Consider the following 23,388-nt stretch of genomic DNA (forward strand, 5'->3'; position numbering starts at 1 on the left):
AGATTTAGTGAGAGAGTAGCATTACTTTTGTTCTGTCTCTTGTTTCCATATGTGATACCACTTGGTGATATGTTCGTTTGCTGCTGAGCCGAGTTCATTCTCCCATCGAGAGGTCAAGAGTTGATACTGTTCTTCTACAGCCGCATGATCGTCCAAGGAAGCGTATAGCTGCATCAAGATCATGTAGCTGTCTTCTTCAAGCGGGTGCAAATTCTGAATGCGTTGGTTGACGTTGATCGCCTCTCGTATTCTGCCGTGTCCCAAATAAAAGCTGCTCATTGTTTTGGCGAGCGAAAGCCACATTCTGCGGAGTCTTTCCCGCTCGTACTCTGCCCACAAATAGTCGTAGTCTCCGAAATAATCGCCTGTATACGCTGCGAGCAATTGCTCATACTCCTTCATATTGGCAAGAGAGAGGGGAGGGATTTGTTTGAGACGATTCTCCCATTCCTCCACATCGATCGTAGCCGAATCAATCGTCAGCTTATAGCCGCCTTCTAAATTGCCTTTGTTGATCGATATCGTTTGGAGACCATAGCGTTTCAAGGTTTGCCGGATGAGGTAAATCGTCGTATATAGCTGGGTTACGCCTTTGCTACCATCATAGTCCGGCCACAAAAGCTCGATAAGCGAATCTTTGTCGATCATTTTGTTGCGGTGATGCAACAAATACGCAAACAGCTCGCGGGCTTTATTCGTGCGCCACTTGATCTCTTGCGGCTCCTGATTTGGCTGGTGAAACAAAATACTATTGAAGCATTGGATGGAGACGACTGACTCTTCTTTAACAGGCGCGGCTTCTTTCGCGGACTTGATTCTCTCACGAAGACGGTCCATTGTCTTTTGCAAGCGTTGAAGCTGTACGGGCTTCATGATGTAATCCAGCGCGCATAGCTCAAAAGCATCAACGGCGTACTTATCGTACCCTGTGACAAATACGATCTCCGGGGAGTTATCGATTCCTTGCAGACGTTCTCCGATCTCCAGTCCACTGATGCGCGGCATATTAATATCTAAAAATACGACATCTGGTTGAAGAGATATTGCTTGGTCGATCGCTTCGAGAGGATTGGTGTAGGCTCCGACTACCTTAACGCCGCCAACATCTTTTTCTAGCAATCGTTGCAGATGCATCAAGGGTAGCTGCTCGTCGTCTACCAATAAGGCTCTCATCCACTGTCTCTCCTTCAAAAAACGATAAAATGCAACAGATTGTCTTACGAATCTGATTTGTTCATACTTTCTACTCTATCATCAAAAGAGGGGTTATCCAAATCTTTACGGTGGAGGGAAATGTGAATTTTTTAGCGATTTAGGGTATTCTTCGCCTAGGTCGCATCCACTGTCAACTTCAGAACATGCTCCAACTTATCAAACGAGACAAACCGGGCTTGTCGGAACACTTCTTTTCCGTCCATAAACAGAAGGATCGCCGGAGCTGTAAATACGAGAAACTCACCGGAAAGATTAGGCATTTTTTCCATGGATGCAACCATACTTTTCACTTGTGGGTATTGTTTCAGCAGTTCTACCGTTCTTGCGTAGGTGACATCGCAAACACCGCAGTTTGCCGTTTTAATGAACAGCAGGCTGAGGGGATGGCCCTCGATGTCTGTAAACAGTTCAGTCAGTTCTACATATTCCTGCACAGTTCTCCACCTCTTGTTTCGTTGTCCTCACACATTATCATCAGCTTACCCTACGATTCGACAGATTGAAAAGGAAAAACGTCCCGCCCAATCTCAGGAAAAAAGAGAATGAAAGCAATTTCCAGTAAAATACCCAAAAAAATTGGGTATTTTTGCAACAATCTTCTAAAATCCTCCGTCTGTAATGGTGAATTTTTCCTAAATAGCAGGAAGGAGGACATATGTTGTTATCCATGTATGTCATCATTCCCATTCTTTTCGTAATGGTAGTCGCTATGTATACCGACCTACGCAGTCGTCTCATTTACGACTGGCTGACGCTTCCGGGAATCGTTTATTTTCTCCTCGTGCATGCGTACCTTCATCCGGAAAAATGGCTAACCTATGCGATGGGCGCTATCGTGCTGGGCGGAATCTCACTGCTCATGGCGGTGATCAGTAAAGGGCAGATGGGCGGAGGCGATATCAAGCTGCTGGCTTTGGTGGGAGCGGCGGTTGGATGGCAAGCGGGATTGGTCGTACTCATGCTTACGTATTTGCTCGCGGGAGTCAGTGTACTTCCCATATGGGTCATATCCAAGATGACGGGCAGAATGAAGTTTAACCGAGAGATACCACTGGCGCCATTTATCGCTGGAGGAACCAGTCTAATGCTGGTCATGGTTACGTATTACTAGTCTTTTTCTCATAAGGTTGCTGATTCGGAATCTTGGTAATAAAACGACAAAACATGACACTTGAATGGATTTTTCAAAAAAGAGAGGGAATCTTCAGATGTTGGAATCAAAACGTAGAGCAATCATCTTCCTTGTATTATCGTTCCTACTTGCTGCTCTGGCGGGCTTTCTGTTTTTGCAAAAAATCAAGGATTTGAACGCGCAGCTTGGCGAGATGGTGGAAATTTACGAGGCGAATGCAGACATTCCATCTCGGGCACTGATTCAACCCGACCAATTGACCGTAAGGGAAATCCCCAAAAAGTACGCGGATGATTCGTATGTGATCGATAAAGCCAGTTTGAAAAATCAAGTCACGATTGTCCCTTTGTCGAAGGGGGATATCATTACGAAAAACATCATGAAGCCAGCAAATGTTGTTCGGGACGAGAACAACAGGCTCGTGACGGTATTTTCATCGAATAATATCGTCTTCGACCAAGAGCTGGAAGCGCTAGACCGGGTCGACATCATTATCTCGCATGAGGTGAGTGGAAAGCCCGTAACGGAAGTGTTCATGAAAGACGTACCGGTCGCCATGGTAGCAAAATCGGAGAACAGCTTCAAGGGCGTGGCTTTGGAACTGCCGTTTGAGGAAGCACCGAAATTCATTCACCAGCAGCATTACGCCCAGATGGTTCGCATTTTGAAAGCGAATGTGGGCAAAGGAGATTTGGGCATTCCTGATCCGTTTGTGGAGCCTACCCCGGAACAGACGAAACCGCCTGGCAAACCAGCCGACGCCAAACCTGGGACACCAGCAGTAACGCCACCTGCGGCACAGCCTGCCGGACAGCCCGCCGTCCAGACACCACCAACGGCTCCGGTTCAGCCACAAAGCAAACCAACTTCGGTACCACCGCAGCCAACTAATCAACCACCGAAAACCGGAGGATAAGTCATGAACAAAGATATGAAAATTCTCGTCGTTGCGGATTACGACTCTGTAAAAGACATGCTGAGGGAAATTCTGTCCGTTTACGAGCAAGTACGATACACGACTTCCAGCGAAGTGAAAAAAGAAATTGACCGCATTGGACCCGATGTCGTTTTGCTCGTGCAGCCGGAAGACGGAGCAGGAGTAGAACTGGTGCAGTATATACAAGGGGAGCTGCCGGAGGGCATTGTCATTTATCTGACGGAAAGACAGGATTTTGTCTTGCTGCGAGATGTCGTCCGTGCGGGTGCGGTTGAATACATTGTCATGCCTGATGAGCTCAACCTTTTGTCTGATCGTCTCGACAAAATATCCGATCTATCCCTAATCAAACAGAGAAAAAAGGGCGCGGATGTATCCGGCAAGGCTTTTGTGAGAGGACGGGGGAAGGTGTACTCCTTTTACAGCGGAAAAGGGGGAAGCGGGCGAACGCAGCTGGCAACTGGCTTTGCGCAAGCATTGAAGCTGGAATCTACGGCAAGTGTGCTGCTCATCGACCTCAATCTCCAATACGGTGGTGTAGAAACCTTCTTGTCGTTTGAAAACAACCGTACATTGGGCGATCTGATGCCGGTTATGGATGAAATCAACGAATTTCATATTCGCAACGTGGCGCAGAGGGAGAACTATTCCAAGCTGGAGGTGCTGGTCAGCCCGCGGGATGCCGAGACAGCCGAGAATATGTCCGAAGCCTTCGTCACCAGGCTGATCCGTGCCAGTCGCCGCAGTTATGACTTTGTCATTCTCGACCTGCCAACGCATATGAACGAGCTAACCTTTGCCGCTTTGTCAGAGTCGGACATGATTTACTACGTGATGAATCTGGATACACCGTCCGTACAAATTTACCGACTCGTGGAAGACCTGTTCAAACGGCTTCGGATTGATACGGCAGGCAGGCTCGAAGTGATCGTCAACCAGGTGGGACGGGATAACGAACTGAACGTATCGGATTTGAAAGGATTATTCAACGCTCCGATTACTGCTGAAATCAGCAGGGATCATCAAGGAGTTCAAGCTGCCGTTAATCAAGGCCGACCATTGCAAAAAGAACCGAATGAGAAGAAGCTCTCTCCGGCTGCGAAAGACATCAGAAAATGGGTACTCAAGAAACTGTCATAAAGGTGGGAGTTAGATGGCTTTATTCCGACGCAAGCAAGAGCAGACAGAGCCAGGGGATGAGGCAAAGCAGACTACACTCGCTGCCACACTAGCAGCTCCTTCCTTCAATCCGTATATTGACGAGCTGGCTGAGCATTACAAGACCCGACTCTTGCGTGAAACCAACCTGGAGAGGTTGACTAGTCTACGTTCAGATGAGATGCGTCTCGCAATCGAGCGTCTCGTCTCCCAATACATGTCGGAAGAGAAAGTAGTCATTCCACGAAATGAAAAGGACATTCTGCTTACTCGTTTGATCAATGAATCGGTGGGGCTTGGCCCACTTGAACCGCTGCTTGCCGATCCAGAAATCACGGAGATCTCGATTAACGGACATAACCTGGTATACGTCGAGAAACGGGGAAGGCTGGAATTAACCGATTTAAAATTTCGAGACGAGGAACACTTGCGGCATATCGTGGACCGGATTGTGGCACCGCTTGGCCGTCGAATCGATGAAAGCTCGCCGATGGTCGACGCCCGTCTGAAGGATGGAAGCCGTGTGAATGCCGTCATCCCTCCGATCAGTCTCAATGGCACACTCGTTTCGATCCGTAAATTTCGCAAAGAGCCTTTCTTGATGGATGATCTGATGCAATTTGGTTCTTTCAGTGAAGCGATGTCTCAGTTCATTCAAGCCGTGGTGGAAGCCAAAATGAACGTGCTGATCTCTGGCGGGACCGGTAGTGGTAAGACAACGCTACTGAATGCGACAGCAAAAGCGATTCCGCACTACGAACGTGTCATAACTATTGAGGATTCGGCCGAGTTGAAGCTGACTCACCCCAACTGTATTGGGATGGAGGCACGCCCGCCCAATATGGAGGGAACAGGGGAAGTTACCATCCGTCAGCTCGTGCGAAACTCCCTGCGGATGAGGCCAGACCGAATCATCGTCGGGGAGGTACGGGGTCCAGAGGCATTCGACATGCTGCAGGCCATGAATACCGGGCATGAAGGATCACTTACAACTGTTCACGCCAACTCACCACAGGATGCCTTTAACCGTTTGGAAGGGATGGTCGTTATGGCTGGGATGGATTTGCCCTCCTCGATTGTCCGCGAATATATCGTCAGTGCGCTGGATATCATCGTCCAGGTCACACGCCTGTCAGACGGAACACGTAAAATCGTTTCGATTTCGGAAGTAGCGAAAACGGAAGACAAACGAGTAGAGGTCAACGAGATTTTTCGTTTCCAGCGAAAGGGAATCGGCGCAAAAGGGGAAGTGCTTGGTTACTTTACGGCAACGGGGGTAATTCCACGGTGCTTGGAGAGGCTTCAAGTTTTTGGAATCAATCTGGATGAATCCATGTTCAGGGCGGAAGGAGGGAAGCAGCGTGACCATGCCTATTCTGTTTAGTTTCGCGGTGTTGTTTGGCATCTGGGGCATGTACGAGTATCTCGGTTATCGGGCCAAGAAGACCGAATGGAAAAAGAAAGCGGAAGAATGGTTCGAGGTAAAGGGAAAACGAAAAAGCGTCGTCATCGTTTGGGGAGATAAATTTGACCAAACGCCCTATGCCAAGGAAATCCAAAAAAAGCTGATCAAAGCGAACTTCCCGCTTGCGCCCTCGGAATTTTACGGAATTTTGATTGTAGGGACTATGGGACTCGCTTTCTTACTCAGTAACGTGGTGAATATTCCCTTTCCTTACAACCTCATTATTGGTGCAGCGGTGATGTATCTCATACAGAACGTGTTGTTCTTCGTCAGACGAAATAAGTACCAGGAGCGGTTGAATGAACAGCTGTCCGAGGTGTGCCGCCTTTTGGCAAACTCATTGCGGGCAGGCCTTACGCTCTCGCAGGGGATCACGCTTGTTGCGAAAGAGATGAATTACCCTGCTGGCGAAGAGTTCAGCCGTATGGCGCGCGAGCTGCAGCTTGGCGTTAGCTTTGACCGCGCGCTCTCTGACATGGAAAAACGGATACCGACGCGGGATTTCCGTATCTTTACTGCTACGCTGTTGATTCAACGGCGCGCAGGGGGGAATTTGAGCCAAGTGCTGCAGGAAATGGCAGAGACATTGGAGGATCGCCGCATTGTGAATCAGGAGATTAAGACGATGACCGCCGAGCAGCGATACGTCTCCATCTTGGTGCCGATTATGCCTATTGCCCTGGTACTGATGATGAACATGATGAACGAAGGCTTTATTGATCCGTTGTTTTCCGGATTTGGTCTTTTTCTTCTGGGGTTGTTCGTAATCGGAACTCTTTTGTCCTATATCCTCGTAAAGAAAGTGACCAACATAAAGGTGTGAAAACATGGATGCTCTCATAATTACATGCGTGTTCTTGTTTCTCTTGCTGTTCGCCATCTGTCTGAAGGAGTGGTATCGCTACTCCATCGAGAAGCAAAAACTGCTCACACATGTCCATGAGGTGACCGGACACAAAAACTACGGAGTGCGCAAGAAGGAAACCTCATCCGAACGTCTGGTCAAACGCATGCTTCGGTATGGAGACGACTATGCGGTCATGGGTCAGCGCATCAACTTTTTTAGTGAGTCACATGAGGTTGAGGACTGGCTCCTGAAGGCTGGACGCCCGCTAGATTTGACAGTTGCCCAATTTCAAGGAGTCAAAATATTCATGGCTTTGCTCGGCATCATTGCCGGCGTGCTGTTTTTCATTCTTGGCTTTCCCTTGTCGCATCTGGGCCTGATCGCATGGCCGTTGATTGGATACTTTCTGCCCATCCTTTTGCTGAAGAACAAAGCCCGGGATCGTCAAAATCAGCTTCGTTATGACCTGCCGGAATTTCTCGACACCGTAAGCGTCACCCTGCAAGCGGGGGTAAGTCTCGATCAGGCATTGCGCGAAGTCATCAAGTTTTTTGACGGACCGATTCGGGAAGAGTTTTCCCGTTTCAATCAAGAGCTGGATCTGGGTGTACAGAGGGAAAAAGCGTATGAACAACTGCTTCGACGCAACGATAATCCGGAGTTTCAAATGCTGATCAAAGCGCTCATTCAGGGGATGCGCCTGGGAGTACCGATTGCCGTCACGTTCAAGGCACAGGCCGAAAACATGCGAAGAATCCGTAAAGAGCTGATCAAGGAAAAGGCGGCAAAGGCGTCGCCAAAAGTAACCTTGATCACCACGTTTGTCGTGACTCCTACAGCGATTATTCTGATTGGCGGTTTGATGGTATTGAATATTTTAGAGAACCTCGATTTGTTCTCTGGCATCATGCCATAATGTATGTTTTGACTTTATGGGAGGTGATGCCCGTCACAAAGATGGGATGAGTAATGTAAACAATATGTCTTATCAAATTCATTTTAACCATGAGGGGAGAAGATTTTTTATGAAAACCATGATGCAAAAACTGTATGTAAAAGTCCAAGGGGCTCTGCAAAATCAGAAAGGTGCTCAAGCCATTGAATGGATCGCGCTGGCAGGTGTGGTGATAGCCGTATTTGGAGCAGTAATCACTTACTTCAAAGGTAATCCTGATGGTGTGGGAAAATCAATTGGTGAAACGCTTGGCAATATCATCGGAGACTTGGATGGGAAGTAATCTGAGTGAATGTTGTTTGATTACAAACGTTGGAAAAGTTGGCGGTGAAGGGCTTTCCTTCACCGCCACACATACATAGTAAATCTGTAGGAAACAGGAGGTAGCAGTCGATGAGATTTGTGAAGGGAATTATTGCGGCCATCCTCCTATTTAGCCTGCTAACGGCATGTTCACAAGAGGCAGGAAATCAACCGGAAACTCCACAGACCACGGATGGGCGGCCACCCTCTGTTCCATCAGGCACAGAAACACAACAGCCTCCAGACAAGACTGGTGAAACGAACACTGAGTTGAGCAGAGAAGAAAAAATAAAAGCGTTGGAGGCAATGGTAAAGGCTGGCCTCGTGCTAAAACGGGAAACAACAGAGGATTTTTTGAACACTCCTCCTGGGCTTTTTGCGGGGAAGTCGTATGACGACAACAAGGAAGAGATAGAAACGGAACTGAAGAAATTCCCTTATATTGAAAATCCAGACGAAGAAATCACGAATCTGTATTACCTTGCCCTCTTAGGTTTGTTCGCGGAGAGCTATCCCGATCCGCAACAAATTATTGATGATATGAAGATAGATTATTTCGGAAGTCCGGAAATCGAAGATCCTCGCTACCAGTACAAGGAAAACTACAATGTGGAGATTATTCTTGACGCAAGTGGCAGCATGGGTGCAATGGCGAACGGCAAGACGAGGATGGAGGCTGCCAAAGATGCCATCAAAGCCTTTGCTGAATCATTGCCGCCACAGGCCAATGTGGCTCTGCGCGTATACGGACATAAGGGCAGCGGGAAAGAGTCGGATAAAGCGCTCTCCTGCGGCAGCAGTGAGTTGGTATACGGAATGCAGTCTTACAACAAAGAAAAACTACAGAGCTCCTTGAATCAGTTTCAGCCTGCGGGATATACCCCGATTGCCTACTCCTTGCAGGAAGCCATGAAGGATTTGAGCAAATTTTCAGGGGACAAAAACACCAATATGATTTACCTGGTTAGCGACGGAATCGAAACATGCGGCGGAGACCCCGCCGAAGTAGCAAAACAACTTTCCCAATCAGCGATTACTCCGATTATTAACGTAATTGGTTTTGGCGTGGACGGCCCAGGGCAGCAACAGCTAAAAGAAGTGGCCAAGGCAGCAGGAGGACGCTACGTACTGATTCAGGATCAAAAAGAATTACAGGAAGAATTCAATCGTGGGAAAGAGATTGCAGACAAATGGAAAAAGTGGAAAGCAGATGCGTCCTATCAGGCTTTTGACACGCGCATATCACGTAAGACAGACATCAGTTCGTTTGCAGCAGACTGGAGAATCATTGCTGGCGATGAAAGCTACAATATGAATTCTGCCATTACGACCATGGGTGCGGATGACATGATTCCGGATGAACTTGCCAATCGTCTCCGAACCATGAAGGACGAACAGAAGGATATAGCCAAGAAAAAGGCGGACGAATTGGAGGACTTTCTGGATTCCTTGAACGATAAGTCCTTTAAGGAAACCGTGAATGCGATAAACAAGAAGTTTGCTCAGAATACGAAAACGAACTAAAGTCGAAATCTCCAAAAGGAGGTTTGTGAAGTGAGGAAATGGATTAGAGGCCCAATTGCAGCGGCTACCTTTGCTTTTCTGATTCTTTTGATGAATTTGCTTCCGCTTGCGGCTCTGGCATCATCTGTTAACCTGCAAGCGCCGAATTACAATGCGCCAAATTGGCAGCAACCGAACATGCAGGCGCCAAACTGGGAACAGCCGAATGTGCAGGCACCAAACTGGGAGCAGCCGAATCTGCAGGCACCGAACATGCAGGCGCCGAACTGGCAGCAGCCAAATCTTCAGGCTCCAAACGTCAATCAACCGGACCTGCAAGCGCCAAATGTCAATCAACCGAACCCGCAAGCGCCAAACGCAAACGCCCCGACAACGAATATAGAAATGCAGCCACCCAGCGCAAACTCTGACGGTTCGAAACCGATGACGGAGACGCTTGAATACGGTGCAGTCAAATGGACGTTCAAGGACGTCATGGGCGGTACGCTGGCGTATAGCGCCGATTTGCTTATGAATGGCGAAGTAGACATGGCAGCGGGACTTCGTGGCAAAGGCATGTTCTTGGGAGATCTGGCGATAAAAGGCCTTGATCTTGCCTTCAAGAATACGCCCTATGTAAACACGGTAACTGGCTTGGGTGTCGATTCACTCGACGGGATGAGCGCATGGGGCAACTATCAATTTGTGTTGGCACAATTGCCGAATAACAGTTTTCGCGATATTTTCCAAGGTGGTCAGCTGACGAATTCGGCAAATCCGTCCGGCGTCAGAATGCCGGGAATCGTGAAAGGTTTAAATGTGGGTGTAGCAGCGATCAGCCTTCCGTTTGACATCATGGATACGGTCGGCACCTTTGGCATGGCGTTTGATCCGAGCCAGAATGAAACCACGCAAAATGAGAAATTTGTGGATGGCGTCGGTAATTTCGGCAGTGTGCTGATGGATGCAGGTGTCATTGCTTCCGTCATACCAGGTGGGCAGGCCGTAGGTGGAGTGCTTGTTGTCACCGGTGCGGTTTTGTGGGGATTGAGCAAACTCGTGAAGTACGCTGACAAGCTAGCCGGAGGAGCGATTACACGTGGAATCCGGGATGGGGTCGGCAAAGCTGTTGGCTGGGTGAAATCCTTATTTGCGTAACGGAGGTCCTTGCTTATGAAAGTCGTGAATACACCACAGGTTCAGGCTCAAATCGAGCGGAATAAGCGTTTTTTAGAGAGGACAGAGCTGTATAACTACCCGGCCTACGTAAACGGACAATATTACTACCATGTAGCGTACTGGAAATGGGGGAAAAAAGACGCTGTCGGGTACCTGGTGCTGCGACCGGATGGTGAAGTAGTTCGCCGCCATGAAGCTGAGCCTGTCGTGAAGCTGTTTTTGGTGCATGCACATGCGGGACGCAAGATTAAGAACAATCTGGCCATGGATAAAGAGAAGCCGATCGAGATGTATGAGCAAAAATACGAGTATCTGAGGGCGCTTTTGCCCAGCTACCAGGATAAGATGGACACGGTGCTTCGGCAAGATGCAGAGAAGCTGATCGACGTTTGCAAAACCATGATGGAAAGCCGGGACCAGCTGCGTGCCATTTATACTCGAGGGATGGATCTGCTCAATCAATTTTTCGCGCGCAACTACGTCATCGCGGGAGAAGAAACCGCATTGCGGGATGTTTTGTTTGAATCCGACTACATTTTGTATGATCGCATTCGCAAGCAGGTGCTGATCAAAGACTCGGTGGATCGGCTTTACCAGCTTTTCCAGTCCAATCGAATAGAACTGGATCGGGTACAGGAGCAGAAACGAAAAAAGCTGAGCGACTTGCTCTCCGTTTACAAAGACAAAACACTACGAAATATTGCCGATGAATCCGTGAAAGGCTTTGAGACGCATACGACAGGGAAACATGAGTCTTTCCATTCGGTTGAACAGTTGCGGGAGGCCCACGAGAAGCTTAATATGACCATCCTGGAAAACGGGCTGATGGATAAACTGCGAAACCCATAACAGGAAAGGTGAGAGAAACCCATATGCACCCCTTCAAAGAAAGCATTCGTTTTTATGCACGGAACATCGAATCTTTGCTGCTCTTGTCCGCCGTGCTCGTGGTTCCATTTTTTATCATCCACAATTTTACGCTGAACTACCTGAATTTGATTGCGGCGATCACGGGCGCCAAATTCGTCGCAAGTTTTTTCAATCTGTTTTTACTGCTTCTGTTTTTGCTGATCCTCCAGATCCCTTTTGCCCAGTATGTTCAAAGTGATCTGGACGGCGATGAGCGTCCGATTCGTAAGGCATTTCGGACTTTTTTTGAACACAGCTTTTCCGTATTCGTATTTGGGATCGTGTTTAGTTTTCTTGTCTCTATAGGAATGATGCTGTTCATGATACCTGGGTTGATTCTGATGGTCTTGTTCTATTTGACGCCGTTTTTTGTGGTGCTGAAAAAACAATCGGCTTGGCGCTCTTGGCGAGCAGCCATGGAAATGGGTAAAAAGCATTTCTTCCAAATCTTTGGCCTGTTGCTACTGGTGAGCGTGGTGGAATGGCTAATCAGTATGGCGGGCTTGTTCCTCGTCACGTCGATTACGGCGACCTTCGGGGCGGTTATGTTTATTGAGTTGTTGCTCAATGTGATTGTTCTTCCGTTTTTTGCGGTCATGTTCATGATGTACGTCAATAAATGGAAGGACGAGGCGGCAAGAGCGGAAGCAGCTGTAGCAGCGGGATTGCTGCTCGATGAAAGGTAGCTTGCAAATAAGTTCGAGAGGAGATGAGCGAAGAATGCGCCTAAAGAGGATCGTTTCCAATGAAAAGGGCTCGGTCACCATAGAGTTTATCGCCATACTGCCGTTCGTCTTTCTGATCATGCTGATTTGCTGGCAGTTTCTTGTGGGCGTCTACGGTGTAATTATCTCTCAGTCGGCGGCAAATGAGGCGGCGAAGGTGTACGCCATAACGGGTAATTCGGGAGAAGCCATGCAAGCTGCCAAAAACGTGGTGAATGCGGCAGGAGGCTACATTTCCTTTAATGATTGTGATATCACGGGGAATGGTAGCGGATATTTTACCGCCAAGGTCGGCGTACAGATGGAACTGGCGTTTCTCCCTGACTGGCTATATATCGAGAAGGAAGACCGATATATCTCCTTTGATCGAGAAATGAAGAGCAGGGTGATGAACTAGATGGTACGTATACTGCGTCACTTGCAAAATGAACGTGGAAATATGACGATCTTCACCCTGACGATTTACTGGTTTATGTTCATGCTGGTGTTTGTGGCACTTTTTAACTTTTCGACCGTCTTTGTAGACAAGGAGCAGGCGTCGAACAGTGCGCAGCAGGCGAGTATTGCGGCGGTGAAGGATATTTATGATGAGATGATCGTGGCTATTAAGGCATATGATACGTCGATCACAAGGCTGAAAAATCCTAATTTTGTCTGGCCAAGAGTGGTAGCTGCGACGAGTCAGTTGAAGGCTTCGCATCCGGATTGGGCCGCGAGCGAGATAAAATACGGAGCGATTGACTTGGCTTTAAGCAGTGCATTGCCTGGTAATCCTGAGCTGCAGTTTTATGTCTATGCAGGCTTACAGAATGCAACTAGCAGAATTCCTGGAGTGGTTACCAAAGTGCTATCGGATAACAAGGCAACGCTAAGCGGTTCGTCTGTCAAATTGTTCAACAGTGACAATCGGATTGAAGTAACAACTTCTGTAAAGTACGAAGCGGAATCGATGGGGTTTGACTTCATTCCTGCCTATTCCGAGCAAATCTACCAGACAGGCGAAAGCAGACGGATCGGTTTTATTGATGAAGTAAGCGGATGGGTGAATCTGCATATTCCTATGTAGGAACGGCGAACATTGGAGGAAATGGCATGACAAGCAAGCTACAAAAAATGCAGCGATTCTGGAATGTAGTGACGGTGATCATCTATGGCGTTTTCCTGCCGATGTCCTGTCTGTTCATGGCGTTGGGGGAAAAACTCCCGTATGCGCTGCTCTTTTTTATGTTTGCCCTTCCGTACATTGAACAGGCTGGCATGGAACATTTGTGTTGAAAAGAAATGAGTCGGTGATGATCAAGTGAACGAGAAGGAAGGTGTAAGCCATGTCCAGACAGGAACGAAGCTGGCAGCGCTTTTGGCGATACATGATGATTTACTTCTACGCCTTGATCGTACCAGCTACGATCATCGGCTCATTTTATCGAAGTTCCCGTTGCAGCTGCTCATCCTCGCGGTCGGTATGCCTTTTATCAAAAGAAATCATCTGGCGTTCATCCGAAAGAAAAACGCGGCGATCTAATCAGCAAGGCAACAAGGCAAGGAGGATATGACCGAATGGGTAACACCAAAATGCGGATGTCGCTCTTGATCAACAGCATCATGATCATGCTGCTGCTTTCTGGCTGTTCAATGGGCGCAATAGGAGCGGGTACAGGGATCGGGCAGAATCAATGGCCGCAGACGACACAGGAATTGATTGCTTCACAGCCTGGACCGCTTGCTGGCACGCAATTTTTCCACGCAGCTTATCCGCATCGAGCGCAGATCATACAGGTTTTGGATAAAATGCCTACCCTGGTCGACGGGATGAATGATGCTTACTTGGATTTGTACTGGAATCAACTGCTCACCCTGTTCGCGGAGGATTACCTCAGTCCCCAGATGGTTGTAGACCGCTGGAGAATGGCTTCGTATGGGAGTCCAGACATCGAGGATGCCCGCTTTCAGTTTCGAGAAAATTTCAACGTAGAAATCATCCTGGATGCGAGTGGCAGTATGGCCGGGAAAATTGGGGACAAAACGAAAATGCAGCTCGCCAAGGAAGCGATCCAGGAATTCGCGGAAGCACTGCCTGAAGAAGCCAGAATCTCGTTGCGCGTATATGGTCATAAGGGGAGCAATGCTGATGAACATAAGCAGCTTTCCTGTGGCAGCAGTGAGATGGTCTATCCATTGCAAGCCTACGATGCGAAAAGACTTGAGCAAGCACTCGACATGTTTGAGCCGACGGGCTGGACATCCATTGCGCACTCCTTGCGTCTCGCACAGGAGGATTTGGCGGGATTCGAAGCGGATAAAAACACGAATGTCATCTACCTGGTCAGTGATGGTATCGAGACTTGTGATGGCAATCCAATGGAAGTAGCCAAGGAATTGTCCCAATCCAAAATTATGCCGTTGTTGAACGTCATTGGCTTTGACGTGAATGCAGAAGGGCAGAAGCAATTGAAGGAGATTGCCCACGCTTCAGAAGGTCTGTATGCAAATGTGACGAACCGTGAGCAGTTCAAGCAAGAGCTGGAACGTGCGAAAGAAATCGCCCAGAAGTGGGAGCAGTGGAAACGGGATGCATTGACAGAAGCTGACGCTGTCTTGATCGACCGCAAAAAATGGGTGGATGCTTACGACCGGGACTGGTACGAGAAAAACTGGCGGGAGAGCCTGAATATTGGAATGGCGATCGAGTATTTATCTGCGAGTGGCAAGATTGGCAATGAGGCGAGGGAGTACCTTACTAGGAAAAGGCAAGAAAGAGAAGCGTTGGCTACACAGTCCAAGGAGGAGCTTACCAATTACTTGGTGAGTCTCACAACCGAGACCTATCAGGAAATGAGAGAGGAAATTGAGGATAAATACAGCGGAAACTAACAGCAATGGGTTCTCGCAACGGAGAACCCACTGTAAATGGAAAGGGTAAGGTTTAGGGTGCCGTCAATCATACGTGAACGTAACGACCTGTTTCAGGCTTGGGTCCACTCCGATTGCCACGTCATTTAGGCCATCTGTGTAATAAAAGTAACGCTTGGCGTCATTGGAATGAGCGTCAGAAGCTTTCACCAATTGGAAGCTGTTTGCCGCAAGCAGGTTTTTCGAGCGGATGAAATCAGATGCCGTCTTTTCCAAATCTGCTTCTGTCATCGTTTTTGTCGCTATTTCTCCGTTTATTCCAATAACGTCAATCGACAGGGAAAGGATTTGCTTTGACCTCGGTTCGATGATCGCGTGAAAGCCATGGACATCGCCATTCACAGGTTCGCGTTTTAGTATGGCGTGAACAGGTACACCTCTGTATACCGAATTGGCTGGGTCCTCCAGCGTGATTTCCCGATCAGTCGTATCAACATCCACCTGATAATATTGTCTAACAGCGGCGGCAGCGATTTGCCCCGCTTCTTCTTTTCCGAGCCCTTGCACTGTATCTGGTGAGCTGGAGGAGCATCCCATTAACAGAAAGACGAGAAGCGCCGTGCCCAGCCATGCCAACTTTTTCATTGTGAACCCTCCAGCCATCCCAAGTAATACGTGTAGTCTTCTTTTATCCTAACAGGGATCGTTTCGACTCCCTATCGATAAACCTTTCCATTACCTTACGATGTTGTAAGCTTGGAAAAAATGCAGGGAGTGACAGGACTTTGGGTGAAAAAGACGAAAGATTCCGAGTATAAGCGGTGAATGTGAAAAACGAGGGGGAAAAGGGAATGAACGCCATCGAGCTGAATCAAGCGCTTCAAATGTATGTGAGGACCGAGACCTTTCCTGTGGGAGTTAGCATCCAAAAAGAAGAAGCCGCCCTGCCGTCAAAGGCAAAGCGCCCTGTCCGTGATCTGGGTTATCCAATTACCATTTGCCAAGCTGTCGGTTTTTCCCGGCGTTATGGCTGGAGTATCGCGATGAATGGAGCCGATCTGTCCTGTCCGATCGCGCAGGTGGCTTTTGGGTATGAAGAGCAGCCGGCGTTTTATACAGAGGGTCATCTCGCCTGTGGGATGTATACAGATTCATTGGAAAATGGGGCGAAAAGCGAGCTGGATGTCCCGAAATTTTCAGCAGAAGAAAGCGGCTACTACGTATCGTTTCCGCTGGAGCGGGCAGAGATTGAGCCGGATGTCGTCGTGATTTACGGCAATGCGGCACAGGTCATGCGATTGGTGGCGGGGATGCTGTACAAGCGCGGTGGATCGATACCTTCTACCTTTTCCAGTCGGGCCGACTGTGCGGACATCGCGATCAAGCCGATCCAGACGGGACAGCCGCAAGTGATCGTTCCGTGTTATGGCGACAGATTGTTTGCCCAGACACAGGATCATGAGATGGCCTTCAGCTTTCATTTTCGCGATGCCGCCGAGCTGGTAGAGGGATTAGTGGGAACGCAAAAAGGCGGAATCCGCTATCCGATCCCGTCCTTCTTGCGCTATCAAGCAGAGTTTCCGCCGACCTATCAAAAGCTTGCGGGGATGTTTGGAGAAAAAAACTAACCCTTCAGTCGGTTGAGCTGGAGCAGGTGATGGCGATAGTGCATTTCTACCACGGCAAACCATTCCTTTGCGGTAAGCGAACCGAAGGCTGGGTGAGCCACCGTGTGATGCACAGGAATTTCGTCCAGAGTTGGTTCCAGTTCCTTCATTTGTGCGAGCACGCTGATGAGTCCATCACGCAATTGCTCCTTACTCTCTGGTTGTGCAGGTGTGTACTCCGGGGAGGCAGGGACTTTCACGCGAACGGGAAGAAAGGAACCTTGAGCAAATATCGTCTGCCCGATCTCAGATTTTTGGGCACCTGCTTCTGTGACAGCAGGACCTCCTTGTCTACACTTCTCGACATTTCCCAGATGAAAATACCGGGCAGATTGGATCAAGTGAAGGTACATTTGACCGATCGACCATTCCTCTTCACTTGGCTTTTGCAAGAGTTGTTCCATGGTGAAGCCCTCTAATTCATGCAGGTAGTGGTTTGTCACGTCTTCGAATTTGGTTACGATTTCTTTTGTATTCATGGGCGAATCAGCTCCTCTTGGTTTCTTGCTCTTATCATATTCGAACGCTACTGACAGCAGTATGTCAGTAGCGTTCGAATAATTTTTGGGCTTCTTCGCGTATTCGGCTACGCAAGGATTCAGGCGTAAGAACAACAGCATCTGCCCCCAACCCAAGTACCCAAGACAATATTTCTTCGATTTGTCTGACGCGCAATCTAACGAGAAAGCCGTCCGGATGCTCTGTAATTTCTTCGATAAAAAAATAGCCCGATTCTTTTACCCGATCAGCGATAGTTGGGCTGATGACGATCTGTACCTCCACATACCGATCGTCGAGAGGCTTGTAATCAGCAAAATGAAAATGGTCAGGGAGGATAAAGCGCTCTTCCAAAACGATCAGGCCGCTCATGCGGGACAGGCGGAATCGACGAATATCCTGTCGCAGATCGCAATGAGCGAGCAGTGTCCAAGAACCACGAACCAGCACGAGACCATATGGAGCAACATCACGAACTGTTTCCCGATCGTCACTCTCCCCAGGCGTGCCCCTCCGATAGCGGAACCGCACTTTACGCTCACTAATGATCGCATCGTGGAGGAGCTGCGCATGCGCTTTTTCCTGTTCGCGCAGATTGTTTGCTCTGGGGCTTACGAGGCGAAAGGTTGAACGGATACGTCTGGTTTGTTCGCCTACATCCGCAGACAGGATCGCTTCGACTTTTCGTTGCACGGCTCTTGCGCCATTTCCAAAGTTTTGGTCAAATGCTTGCTCGACCAAGTCTGCTCCGATCAAAAGTGCAACGGCTTCTTCTACCGAAAAGCTGACGGGTGGAAGAAAATACCCTTCCATTAACGAGTAGCCCTGACCCGGTGCCCCAACGATGGGGACGCCTGCTTCGCTCAATGCCTGCATATCACGATAAATCGTTCGGACGCTCGTCTCGAAAGTCGCGGCCAAATCTTCTGCGCGCAACGTACCTTTTCGCTGCAATTCCAGAACGATTGCCAACAGACGGTCTGTTTTGTTCATACTAGGCTACTGACCTCCTCTCTATCCAGCTAAGCAACTTTATAAAAATGATTGGACATCTTTAAAATTATTTTAGATTTACCCTACTTTTTATTTTAACAGTTTTCCCTATCCTAGTTGTGTAAGTGAAGGAGGAAGCTGTGAATGAAAAAGAGGGTTTTTTGGCTTGTCATTTTATCGCTGTTTGGATATATCGTTTTCCAAAAAATAACAGAAAGCCCACCTAATGTTGGAGGACGTATGGAAACAGTGAGCGAGGCTACCGGTGTGGAGTACCAATCGATACAAATAACAAAAGATCAAATTTATCAGGGAGATCTTCTCTTGGTCAATAAAGACTATCCGGTTCATGAGGCAGGGGTAAAAAACGATGTGATTCGGTTGTCTAAGCATGAAGAACTGTTACAAGGCTACACTTTGCTCGATCATAGACTCGAAGTGTCGGAGCATGTAGCCAAAGTATTCTTGGAGATGGTCAAAGCTGCACAACAAGATAACGTGAGTCACTTTATCCTGAACAGCGGTTATCGAGGTAAGGAAGAACAAGAGAAGCTGTATGAAGAAATGGGGCCAGCGATCGCGATGCCAAGCGGTTATAGCGAACATAATGTAGGTTCCGCGCTGGATATTGGATCGACACAAATGAAAATGGAGCACGCCCCTGAAGGCAAGTGGCTGGAAGATCATTCGTGGAAATACGGTTTTATTTTGCGCTACCCGAAAGACAAGGTAGCCATTACAGGAACGGTATTTGAGCCTTGGCATTTCCGATATGTCGGCTTGCCGCATAGCGCGATCATGAAGGAGAATAACTTTTCGCTGGAAGAATACTTGGACTATCTAAAAGACAAAAGAAGTATCTCCGTGACAAACGAAGGGAAGATCTACGAAATTAACTACTACCCTGTCAATGAAGAGATGATGATCAAAGTACCGATTTCGAGCAACTACGAGATTTCGGGTGACAACATAGGCGGCGTGATTGTAACAAGCTACGTGAACTAAAGAAAAGAAGGAGTGAATCTAATGAAGAAATTGACTGTCGCGATTTTGTTTGGGGGATGCTCCTCAGAGTATAAAGTATCCCTTAAATCTACGAGTTCGGTGCTGGAGAGCTTGTGTCTGGAAAAGTACGAGGTGATTTTGCTAGGAATTACGAGGGAAGGGCAATGGCTACGATATACCGGTAACATCGAAAGCATTCGGAATGACAGTTGGCATCAAAGTGAGACGTGTGTGCCGGCCTTTCTCTCTCCTTGCAGACAGGTGCGGGGAATTGTTACACAGGAGAACGGCGCCATGACGGTCACGAAGGTTGATGTGGTATTCCCGATTTTGCATGGCAAAAACGGAGAGGATGGAACGGTGCAAGGGCTATTGGAGCTCGCCGGAATTCTTTTTGTCGGTTGTCACACGCTATCCTCTGCGATTTGTATGGATAAGGATATCGCTCACACGTTGGCGGAAAGCTCCGGTATCAAAACGCCAAGATCCGTTACCGTTTATCCAAATACGGATCTTGCAACTGTTCAATCTGCCACCGAACCACTGGGATTTCCTTTGTATGTCAAACCGGCAAAGGCAGGGTCCTCCATTGGGATTACGAAAGCATACAGCCTATCAGAATTGTTCTTCGGGATAGAAAACGCCCTCCAGCATGATGACAAGGTAGTCATCGAGGAAAACATCACAGGATTTGAGGTGGGCTGCGCGGTACTGGGAAATCGTGAGGTCATTGTGGGGGAAGTGGATGAGATCGAATTGCTCCAAGGCTTCTTCGATTATACTGAAAAGTATTCATTGGAGACGGCCCATATCCATGTCCCAGCAAGAATTGACGAAGAGCTCGCTCATAAAATCAAGCAAACAGCGACCCATCTTTATCAGGTTTTTGGCTGTCGTGGCTTCGCTCGCGTGGATATGTTCGTCACACCAGACGGGGATATCGTGTTTAACGAAGTGAATACGATCCCCGGCTTTACCTCGAAGAGCAGGTATCCAAGCATGCTGTGTGCTGCGGGGATTTCCTATAAGGAGCTTCTTGATACGTTGATTATGCTAGCGTTGGAGGAGGACTAACCGATGACACAACCTCACGTCTTTACGGTTACGTTGAACAGCGACAATCTGCATCACGGTCATCTGATCTTGGTGAATCGCCAGTACCCAATCCGCTGGCAAACAGACGACGGTATTCTGCTGAACCGCATGCGGCTGATTGATGGAGCGCACAACAATATGATGCTGGAAAATACGGCTGCAAAGATGTTTGCCAAGCTGCTGAAAGCCTGCAACGCAGAAAATGCAATCGTGCCTGTCAGTGGCTTTCGCAGTAAGGCGGAACAAACGGATATTTATGATCAATCCTTGCTCGAAAATGGACAGGTGTTTACCAGTAAATTTGTAGCGCGTCCGAATGAAAGCGAGCATCAGACAGGGCTTGCGATAGATGTAGGGGAGAAAAAGGAAGTAATCGATTTTATTTGCCCTTCTTTTCCCGATCACGGCGTATGCCGAATGTTTCGACAGCGCGCTAGTCAATATGGGTTTATCAAACGCTACGACAAAGACAAAGAACAGCGAACAGGGATTTCGGATGAGCCTTGGCATTTTCGGTATGTGGGCTATCCGCATGCTGTGTTGATGCAAAAGCTTCAGCTTTGTCTGGAAGAGTATATCGAGTATGTGAAAAACTACGAATTCTATCAGGAGCATTTCCGAGTAGATGATGAGAACATGGAAATCTACTATGTAAAAGCTACCGATACAGTTACGCACATCCCGGTTGTGGCTGGTGAGCGCTACGAAATATCGGGCAACAACGTGGATGGATTTATCATTACGGTATTTCATCAGGAGGCACGTAATGAACGTGGGTAGTGAAAAGCAGTATGGCGGGCTGGATCGATTCGGAATCATTGCAGCGATTCTTGTTATCGCCATCCATACTTTTCCACTGCTATCCATAAGTGAATGGGCTGACTTCACACTGAGACAAACAATAGCCAGAGTGGCAGTTCCGTTTTTCTTTATGTGCACAGGATTTTTCTTCATGCAAAAGCTTGGCTCAGATCGCAACAAAAATGCGTCTATGCTGAAGCAGTTTTTATGGAAAGTAGGAAAGCTATATTTGCTTTCGATCCTTCTCTATCTTCCTGTGAATGTGTATGCGGGGTATTTTACGGATGGATTTACTGTATTTACAGCAGTGAAAGACCTCTTGTTTAACGGGACCATGTATCATCTGTGGTATTTCCCTGGCATCATGCTGGGAGTGTGTATCAGTACTTTTTTATATACGAGACTATCGACATGGAATGCGTTTTGTATGACTTTGCTGCTGTATGGCATCGGGTTATTGGGAGACAGCTACTTTGGTTTGGTACAGATGAGTCCGTTCGTGGACAGTATCTACCAATTGATGTTTACTTTGTTTGATTACACGCGGAACGGTATATTTTTTGCCCCTGTGTTTATTGTCATGGGAGGGATGATTGCCAATACCCGCAGACGGAAAAAGAACAAGGTCGCACCGTATGCCATCGGGTTTGTTTTGTTCGGTAGCATGCTGGTCATGGAAGGCTTGATTTTGCAAGCTTATCAGCTGCAACGCCATGACAGTATGTATATTTTTTTGATACCATGCATGTATTTTCTCTTTCAACTTTTGTTGTTCTGGAAAGGAAAAAATTGCCCAATCCTGCGAAAGCTGAGCCTGTATGTTTATATCATCCATCCACTGTGTATTTTGCTCATTCTCACAGCAGCCAAAGTAACGGGACTGACAGGGCCGCTTGTTGAAAACAGCTTGGTGCACTTTACGCTGGTCACAGTGCTGTCGTTTGTTCTTTCAGTGCTGGCGATGAAGGCGATCCAGCGCTTTCGAGGTGGAAAACCGGATCAAACTGGGCGAGCATGGGCTGATATCCATCTTCCGCATCTCCAACATAATGTCAGGGAAATCCAGCAGGTTCTCCCCAAGGATTGTGCGATGATGGCAGTCGTCAAGACGCAGGCATATGGCCACGGCGGATGGCAAATTGCGAGGTTCTTAAACAAGCTCGGAATTGATCACTTCGCCGTTGCCACAATCGATGAAGGAACCGAGCTAAGGAAGAAGGGCGTAAAAGGGGAGATTCTGGTGCTTGGCTATACCGATGAGCGTCGGATACGCCAAATCGCCCGTTTCAAACTGACACAAACCGTAGTAGATGACGAATATGCTCAAACACTGAATGGCTACAACGTGAAAATCCCTGTTCATATCAAGATCGACACGGGGATGGGGAGACTCGGGGAGTCTTGGGAATACACGGAAAAAATTGCGTCCATGTATCGATATAAGCATTTGCAGGTATGCGGTACCTTTACGCATTTGAGTGTGGCTGACAGTTTGGAAGCTTCCGATATTGCATACACGAAAAATCAAATCGACCGTTTCCAAAAAGTGATCGATCAGCTGAAAGAAAAGGGGATCGATCCACAGAAGCTGCACATCCAAAGCAGTTACGGCGTACTGAATTACGGGGAGCTGCAATACGATTATGCTCGGGTGGGGATCGCTCTCTACGGGATGTTGAGCAAGCAGGGAGACAAGGTAAAAACAAACGTCGACCTACGACCTGTGCTATCACTAAAAGCAAGAGTTGTGCAGGTGAAACAGGTGGAAAAAGGAGCATCCGTGGGCTACGGACGCGCCCACATAGCGCAGAAGGACATTAAGATTGCCATCGTATCCATCGGATATGCAGATGGGGTTCCGCGCATGCTGTCACAAGTGGGGGCTACCTGCTTGATTAAAGGAAAAAGACCACCGATTATTGGCTTCGTCTGCATGGATCAGCTTATTGTAGATATCACAGATATGGAAGAGGTGCAAAAAGGGGATGTTGTGACTTTTATCGGCAGAGATCAAGAAGAAGAGATTACTGCCGAGGAAATGGCCCAACAATGTAAAACCATTACGAACGAGCTGGTAAGCCGTTTGGGAGAACGGGTTAAAAGAGTCTATCATGATTGATCTTTGGACGAAAACGAGTATAGGTAGGGAGT

At 48.0% G+C, this 23,388-nt stretch carries 26 protein-coding genes; 21 read left to right on the forward strand and 5 right to left on the reverse strand.

What is annotated here, in order from left to right; translation table 11 throughout:
- Window positions 1-21: 21 nt before the first annotated feature.
- Both ACUUHJ_RS03495 and ACUUHJ_RS03500 read right to left on the reverse strand, forming a co-directional pair.
- Window positions 22-1,173 (reverse strand): response regulator, encoded by a 1,152-nt coding sequence (locus tag ACUUHJ_RS03495; protein WP_472298249.1) that lies wholly within the window; start codon window positions 1,171-1,173, stop codon window positions 22-24.
- A 155-nt stretch (window positions 1,174-1,328) separates the two neighbouring features.
- The gene (locus ACUUHJ_RS03500; RefSeq protein ID WP_289676012.1) at window positions 1,329-1,649 is read right to left on the reverse strand and encodes a thioredoxin family protein; all 321 of its coding nucleotides are present in this window, start codon (window positions 1,647-1,649) and stop codon (window positions 1,329-1,331) included.
- A 221-nt stretch (window positions 1,650-1,870) separates the two neighbouring features.
- On the opposite strand from ACUUHJ_RS03500, the gene ACUUHJ_RS03505 reads away from it, so the two are divergent.
- The 16 genes from ACUUHJ_RS03505 (at window position 1,871) to ACUUHJ_RS03580 (ending at window position 15,199) form a co-directional block, all read left to right on the forward strand.
- Entirely contained in the window at window positions 1,871-2,326 is a 456-nt protein-coding gene (locus tag ACUUHJ_RS03505) for a prepilin peptidase (RefSeq protein WP_289676013.1), read from the forward strand.
- Window positions 2,327-2,423: 97 nt separating this feature from the next.
- Window positions 2,424-3,263, forward strand: coding sequence for a CpaB family protein (locus tag ACUUHJ_RS03510; RefSeq protein ID WP_289676015.1), 840 nt, complete (start codon window positions 2,424-2,426; stop codon window positions 3,261-3,263).
- 3 nt (window positions 3,264-3,266) lie between these two features.
- Window positions 3,267-4,424: a CpaE/TadZ family protein gene (locus ACUUHJ_RS03515; protein WP_289676016.1), complete on the forward strand. Its 1,158-nt coding sequence runs from the start codon at window positions 3,267-3,269 to the stop codon at window positions 4,422-4,424.
- 13 nt (window positions 4,425-4,437) lie between these two features.
- Window positions 4,438-5,826 (forward strand): CpaF family protein, encoded by a 1,389-nt coding sequence (locus ACUUHJ_RS03520; protein WP_289676017.1) that lies wholly within the window; start codon window positions 4,438-4,440, stop codon window positions 5,824-5,826.
- Window positions 5,804-6,730 carry a type II secretion system F family protein gene (locus tag ACUUHJ_RS03525; RefSeq protein ID WP_289676018.1) on the forward strand — a complete coding sequence of 309 codons (927 nt, stop codon included), beginning with the start codon at window positions 5,804-5,806 and terminating at the stop codon, window positions 6,728-6,730. Before ACUUHJ_RS03520 ends, ACUUHJ_RS03525 begins: the two co-directional genes overlap by 23 nt.
- A gap of 4 nt (window positions 6,731-6,734) precedes the next feature.
- On the forward strand, window positions 6,735-7,670 hold the full coding sequence (locus ACUUHJ_RS03530; RefSeq protein WP_472298250.1) for a type II secretion system F family protein: 936 nt from the start codon (window positions 6,735-6,737) through the stop codon (window positions 7,668-7,670).
- 109 nt (window positions 7,671-7,779) lie between these two features.
- Window positions 7,780-7,992 carry a hypothetical protein gene (locus ACUUHJ_RS03535; RefSeq protein WP_016740291.1) on the forward strand — a complete coding sequence of 71 codons (213 nt, stop codon included), beginning with the start codon at window positions 7,780-7,782 and terminating at the stop codon, window positions 7,990-7,992.
- Window positions 7,993-8,102: 110 nt separating this feature from the next.
- Window positions 8,103-9,536, forward strand: a complete 1,434-nt coding sequence (locus ACUUHJ_RS03540; protein WP_472298251.1) for a vWA domain-containing protein — start codon at window positions 8,103-8,105, stop codon at window positions 9,534-9,536.
- Window positions 9,537-9,566: 30 nt separating this feature from the next.
- On the forward strand, window positions 9,567-10,673 hold the full coding sequence (locus tag ACUUHJ_RS03545; protein WP_289676021.1) for a hypothetical protein: 1,107 nt from the start codon (window positions 9,567-9,569) through the stop codon (window positions 10,671-10,673).
- A 15-nt stretch (window positions 10,674-10,688) separates the two neighbouring features.
- On the forward strand, window positions 10,689-11,543 hold the full coding sequence (locus tag ACUUHJ_RS03550; protein ID WP_087342087.1) for a hypothetical protein: 855 nt from the start codon (window positions 10,689-10,691) through the stop codon (window positions 11,541-11,543).
- Between the two features lie 23 nt (window positions 11,544-11,566).
- A complete protein-coding gene (locus ACUUHJ_RS03555) occupies window positions 11,567-12,289 on the forward strand; it encodes a hypothetical protein (RefSeq protein ID WP_472298252.1) in 723 nt (240 codons plus the stop codon).
- A gap of 34 nt (window positions 12,290-12,323) precedes the next feature.
- The gene (locus ACUUHJ_RS03560; RefSeq protein WP_472298253.1) at window positions 12,324-12,725 is read left to right on the forward strand and encodes a TadE/TadG family type IV pilus assembly protein; all 402 of its coding nucleotides are present in this window, start codon (window positions 12,324-12,326) and stop codon (window positions 12,723-12,725) included.
- Window positions 12,726-13,394 (forward strand): Tad domain-containing protein, encoded by a 669-nt coding sequence (locus tag ACUUHJ_RS03565; protein ID WP_289676025.1) that lies wholly within the window; start codon window positions 12,726-12,728, stop codon window positions 13,392-13,394.
- A 26-nt stretch (window positions 13,395-13,420) separates the two neighbouring features.
- Window positions 13,421-13,603, forward strand: coding sequence for a hypothetical protein (locus ACUUHJ_RS03570; RefSeq protein WP_289676026.1), 183 nt, complete (start codon window positions 13,421-13,423; stop codon window positions 13,601-13,603).
- Between the two features lie 25 nt (window positions 13,604-13,628).
- The gene (locus tag ACUUHJ_RS03575) at window positions 13,629-13,850 is read left to right on the forward strand and encodes a hypothetical protein (RefSeq protein ID WP_472298254.1); all 222 of its coding nucleotides are present in this window, start codon (window positions 13,629-13,631) and stop codon (window positions 13,848-13,850) included.
- Window positions 13,851-13,885: 35 nt separating this feature from the next.
- Complete coding sequence (locus ACUUHJ_RS03580; protein WP_472298255.1) at window positions 13,886-15,199, forward strand: VWA domain-containing protein; 1,314 nt, start codon at window positions 13,886-13,888, stop codon at window positions 15,197-15,199.
- Window positions 15,200-15,262: 63 nt separating this feature from the next.
- Here the strand turns inward: ACUUHJ_RS03580 and ACUUHJ_RS03585 are convergent, their stop codons facing one another.
- A complete protein-coding gene (locus ACUUHJ_RS03585; protein WP_472298256.1) occupies window positions 15,263-15,823 on the reverse strand; it encodes a hypothetical protein in 561 nt (186 codons plus the stop codon).
- A 206-nt stretch (window positions 15,824-16,029) separates the two neighbouring features.
- On the opposite strand from ACUUHJ_RS03585, the gene ACUUHJ_RS03590 reads away from it, so the two are divergent.
- Complete coding sequence (locus ACUUHJ_RS03590) at window positions 16,030-16,806, forward strand: DUF169 domain-containing protein (protein ID WP_472298257.1); 777 nt, start codon at window positions 16,030-16,032, stop codon at window positions 16,804-16,806.
- Here ACUUHJ_RS03590 and ACUUHJ_RS03595 read toward each other — a convergent pair.
- Together ACUUHJ_RS03595 and ACUUHJ_RS03600 are read right to left on the reverse strand one after the other, a co-directional pair.
- Window positions 16,803-17,324 (reverse strand): DinB family protein, encoded by a 522-nt coding sequence (locus ACUUHJ_RS03595; protein ID WP_012684327.1) that lies wholly within the window; start codon window positions 17,322-17,324, stop codon window positions 16,803-16,805. The genes ACUUHJ_RS03590 and ACUUHJ_RS03595 overlap by 4 nt on opposite strands.
- A gap of 64 nt (window positions 17,325-17,388) precedes the next feature.
- Window positions 17,389-18,336, reverse strand: a complete 948-nt coding sequence (locus tag ACUUHJ_RS03600) for a helix-turn-helix transcriptional regulator (protein ID WP_472298258.1) — start codon at window positions 18,334-18,336, stop codon at window positions 17,389-17,391.
- Window positions 18,337-18,480: 144 nt separating this feature from the next.
- Here ACUUHJ_RS03600 and ACUUHJ_RS03605 point away from each other — a divergent pair, with 144 nt between their 5' ends.
- Genes ACUUHJ_RS03605 through vanT form a run of 4 tightly spaced genes read left to right on the forward strand, consistent with a single transcriptional unit; the run spans window position 18,481 to window position 23,356 of the window.
- Window positions 18,481-19,341, forward strand: a complete 861-nt coding sequence (locus tag ACUUHJ_RS03605) for a M15 family metallopeptidase (RefSeq protein WP_472298259.1) — start codon at window positions 18,481-18,483, stop codon at window positions 19,339-19,341.
- A 21-nt stretch (window positions 19,342-19,362) separates the two neighbouring features.
- Window positions 19,363-20,415 carry a D-alanine--D-serine ligase VanG gene (vanG, locus tag ACUUHJ_RS03610; protein WP_472298260.1) on the forward strand — a complete coding sequence of 351 codons (1,053 nt, stop codon included), beginning with the start codon at window positions 19,363-19,365 and terminating at the stop codon, window positions 20,413-20,415.
- 3 nt (window positions 20,416-20,418) lie between these two features.
- Complete coding sequence (locus ACUUHJ_RS03615) at window positions 20,419-21,216, forward strand: M15 family metallopeptidase (RefSeq protein WP_472298261.1); 798 nt, start codon at window positions 20,419-20,421, stop codon at window positions 21,214-21,216.
- A complete protein-coding gene (gene vanT / locus ACUUHJ_RS03620; RefSeq protein WP_472298262.1) occupies window positions 21,203-23,356 on the forward strand; it encodes a serine racemase VanT catalytic subunit in 2,154 nt (717 codons plus the stop codon). Before ACUUHJ_RS03615 ends, vanT begins: the two co-directional genes overlap by 14 nt.
- The last annotated feature ends 32 nt before the right edge of the window (window positions 23,357-23,388 follow it).

The organism is Brevibacillus schisleri (genome assembly GCF_055685845.1).

Bases quoted from the DNA above. Each gene is read 5' to 3' on its own strand.
- ACUUHJ_RS03505 (WP_289676013.1), top strand. From the start codon at position 1,871: ATGTTGTTATCCATGTATGTCATCATTCCCATTCTTTTCGTAATGGTA.
- ACUUHJ_RS03585 (WP_472298256.1), bottom strand. From the start codon at position 15,823: ATGAAAAAGTTGGCATGGCTGGGCACGGCGCTTCTCGTCTTTCTGTTA.
- ACUUHJ_RS03540 (WP_472298251.1), top strand. From the start codon at position 8,103: ATGAGATTTGTGAAGGGAATTATTGCGGCCATCCTCCTATTTAGCCTG.
- vanT (WP_472298262.1), top strand. From the start codon at position 21,203: ATGAACGTGGGTAGTGAAAAGCAGTATGGCGGGCTGGATCGATTCGGA.
- ACUUHJ_RS03605 (WP_472298259.1), top strand. From the start codon at position 18,481: ATGAAAAAGAGGGTTTTTTGGCTTGTCATTTTATCGCTGTTTGGATAT.
- ACUUHJ_RS03535 (WP_016740291.1), top strand. From the start codon at position 7,780: ATGAAAACCATGATGCAAAAACTGTATGTAAAAGTCCAAGGGGCTCTG.
- ACUUHJ_RS03565 (WP_289676025.1), top strand. From the start codon at position 12,726: ATGGTACGTATACTGCGTCACTTGCAAAATGAACGTGGAAATATGACG.
- ACUUHJ_RS03515 (WP_289676016.1), top strand. From the start codon at position 3,267: ATGAACAAAGATATGAAAATTCTCGTCGTTGCGGATTACGACTCTGTA.
- ACUUHJ_RS03530 (WP_472298250.1), top strand. From the start codon at position 6,735: ATGGATGCTCTCATAATTACATGCGTGTTCTTGTTTCTCTTGCTGTTC.
- ACUUHJ_RS03495 (WP_472298249.1), bottom strand. From the start codon at position 1,173: ATGAGAGCCTTATTGGTAGACGACGAGCAGCTACCCTTGATGCATCTG.
- ACUUHJ_RS03555 (WP_472298252.1), top strand. From the start codon at position 11,567: ATGCACCCCTTCAAAGAAAGCATTCGTTTTTATGCACGGAACATCGAA.
- ACUUHJ_RS03615 (WP_472298261.1), top strand. From the start codon at position 20,419: ATGACACAACCTCACGTCTTTACGGTTACGTTGAACAGCGACAATCTG.
- ACUUHJ_RS03520 (WP_289676017.1), top strand. From the start codon at position 4,438: ATGGCTTTATTCCGACGCAAGCAAGAGCAGACAGAGCCAGGGGATGAG.
- ACUUHJ_RS03570 (WP_289676026.1), top strand. From the start codon at position 13,421: ATGACAAGCAAGCTACAAAAAATGCAGCGATTCTGGAATGTAGTGACG.
- ACUUHJ_RS03600 (WP_472298258.1), bottom strand. From the start codon at position 18,336: ATGAACAAAACAGACCGTCTGTTGGCAATCGTTCTGGAATTGCAGCGA.
- vanG (WP_472298260.1), top strand. From the start codon at position 19,363: ATGAAGAAATTGACTGTCGCGATTTTGTTTGGGGGATGCTCCTCAGAG.
- ACUUHJ_RS03550 (WP_087342087.1), top strand. From the start codon at position 10,689: ATGAAAGTCGTGAATACACCACAGGTTCAGGCTCAAATCGAGCGGAAT.
- ACUUHJ_RS03595 (WP_012684327.1), bottom strand. From the start codon at position 17,324: ATGAATACAAAAGAAATCGTAACCAAATTCGAAGACGTGACAAACCAC.
- ACUUHJ_RS03510 (WP_289676015.1), top strand. From the start codon at position 2,424: ATGTTGGAATCAAAACGTAGAGCAATCATCTTCCTTGTATTATCGTTC.
- ACUUHJ_RS03590 (WP_472298257.1), top strand. From the start codon at position 16,030: ATGAACGCCATCGAGCTGAATCAAGCGCTTCAAATGTATGTGAGGACC.
- ACUUHJ_RS03580 (WP_472298255.1), top strand. From the start codon at position 13,886: ATGGGTAACACCAAAATGCGGATGTCGCTCTTGATCAACAGCATCATG.
- ACUUHJ_RS03560 (WP_472298253.1), top strand. From the start codon at position 12,324: ATGCGCCTAAAGAGGATCGTTTCCAATGAAAAGGGCTCGGTCACCATA.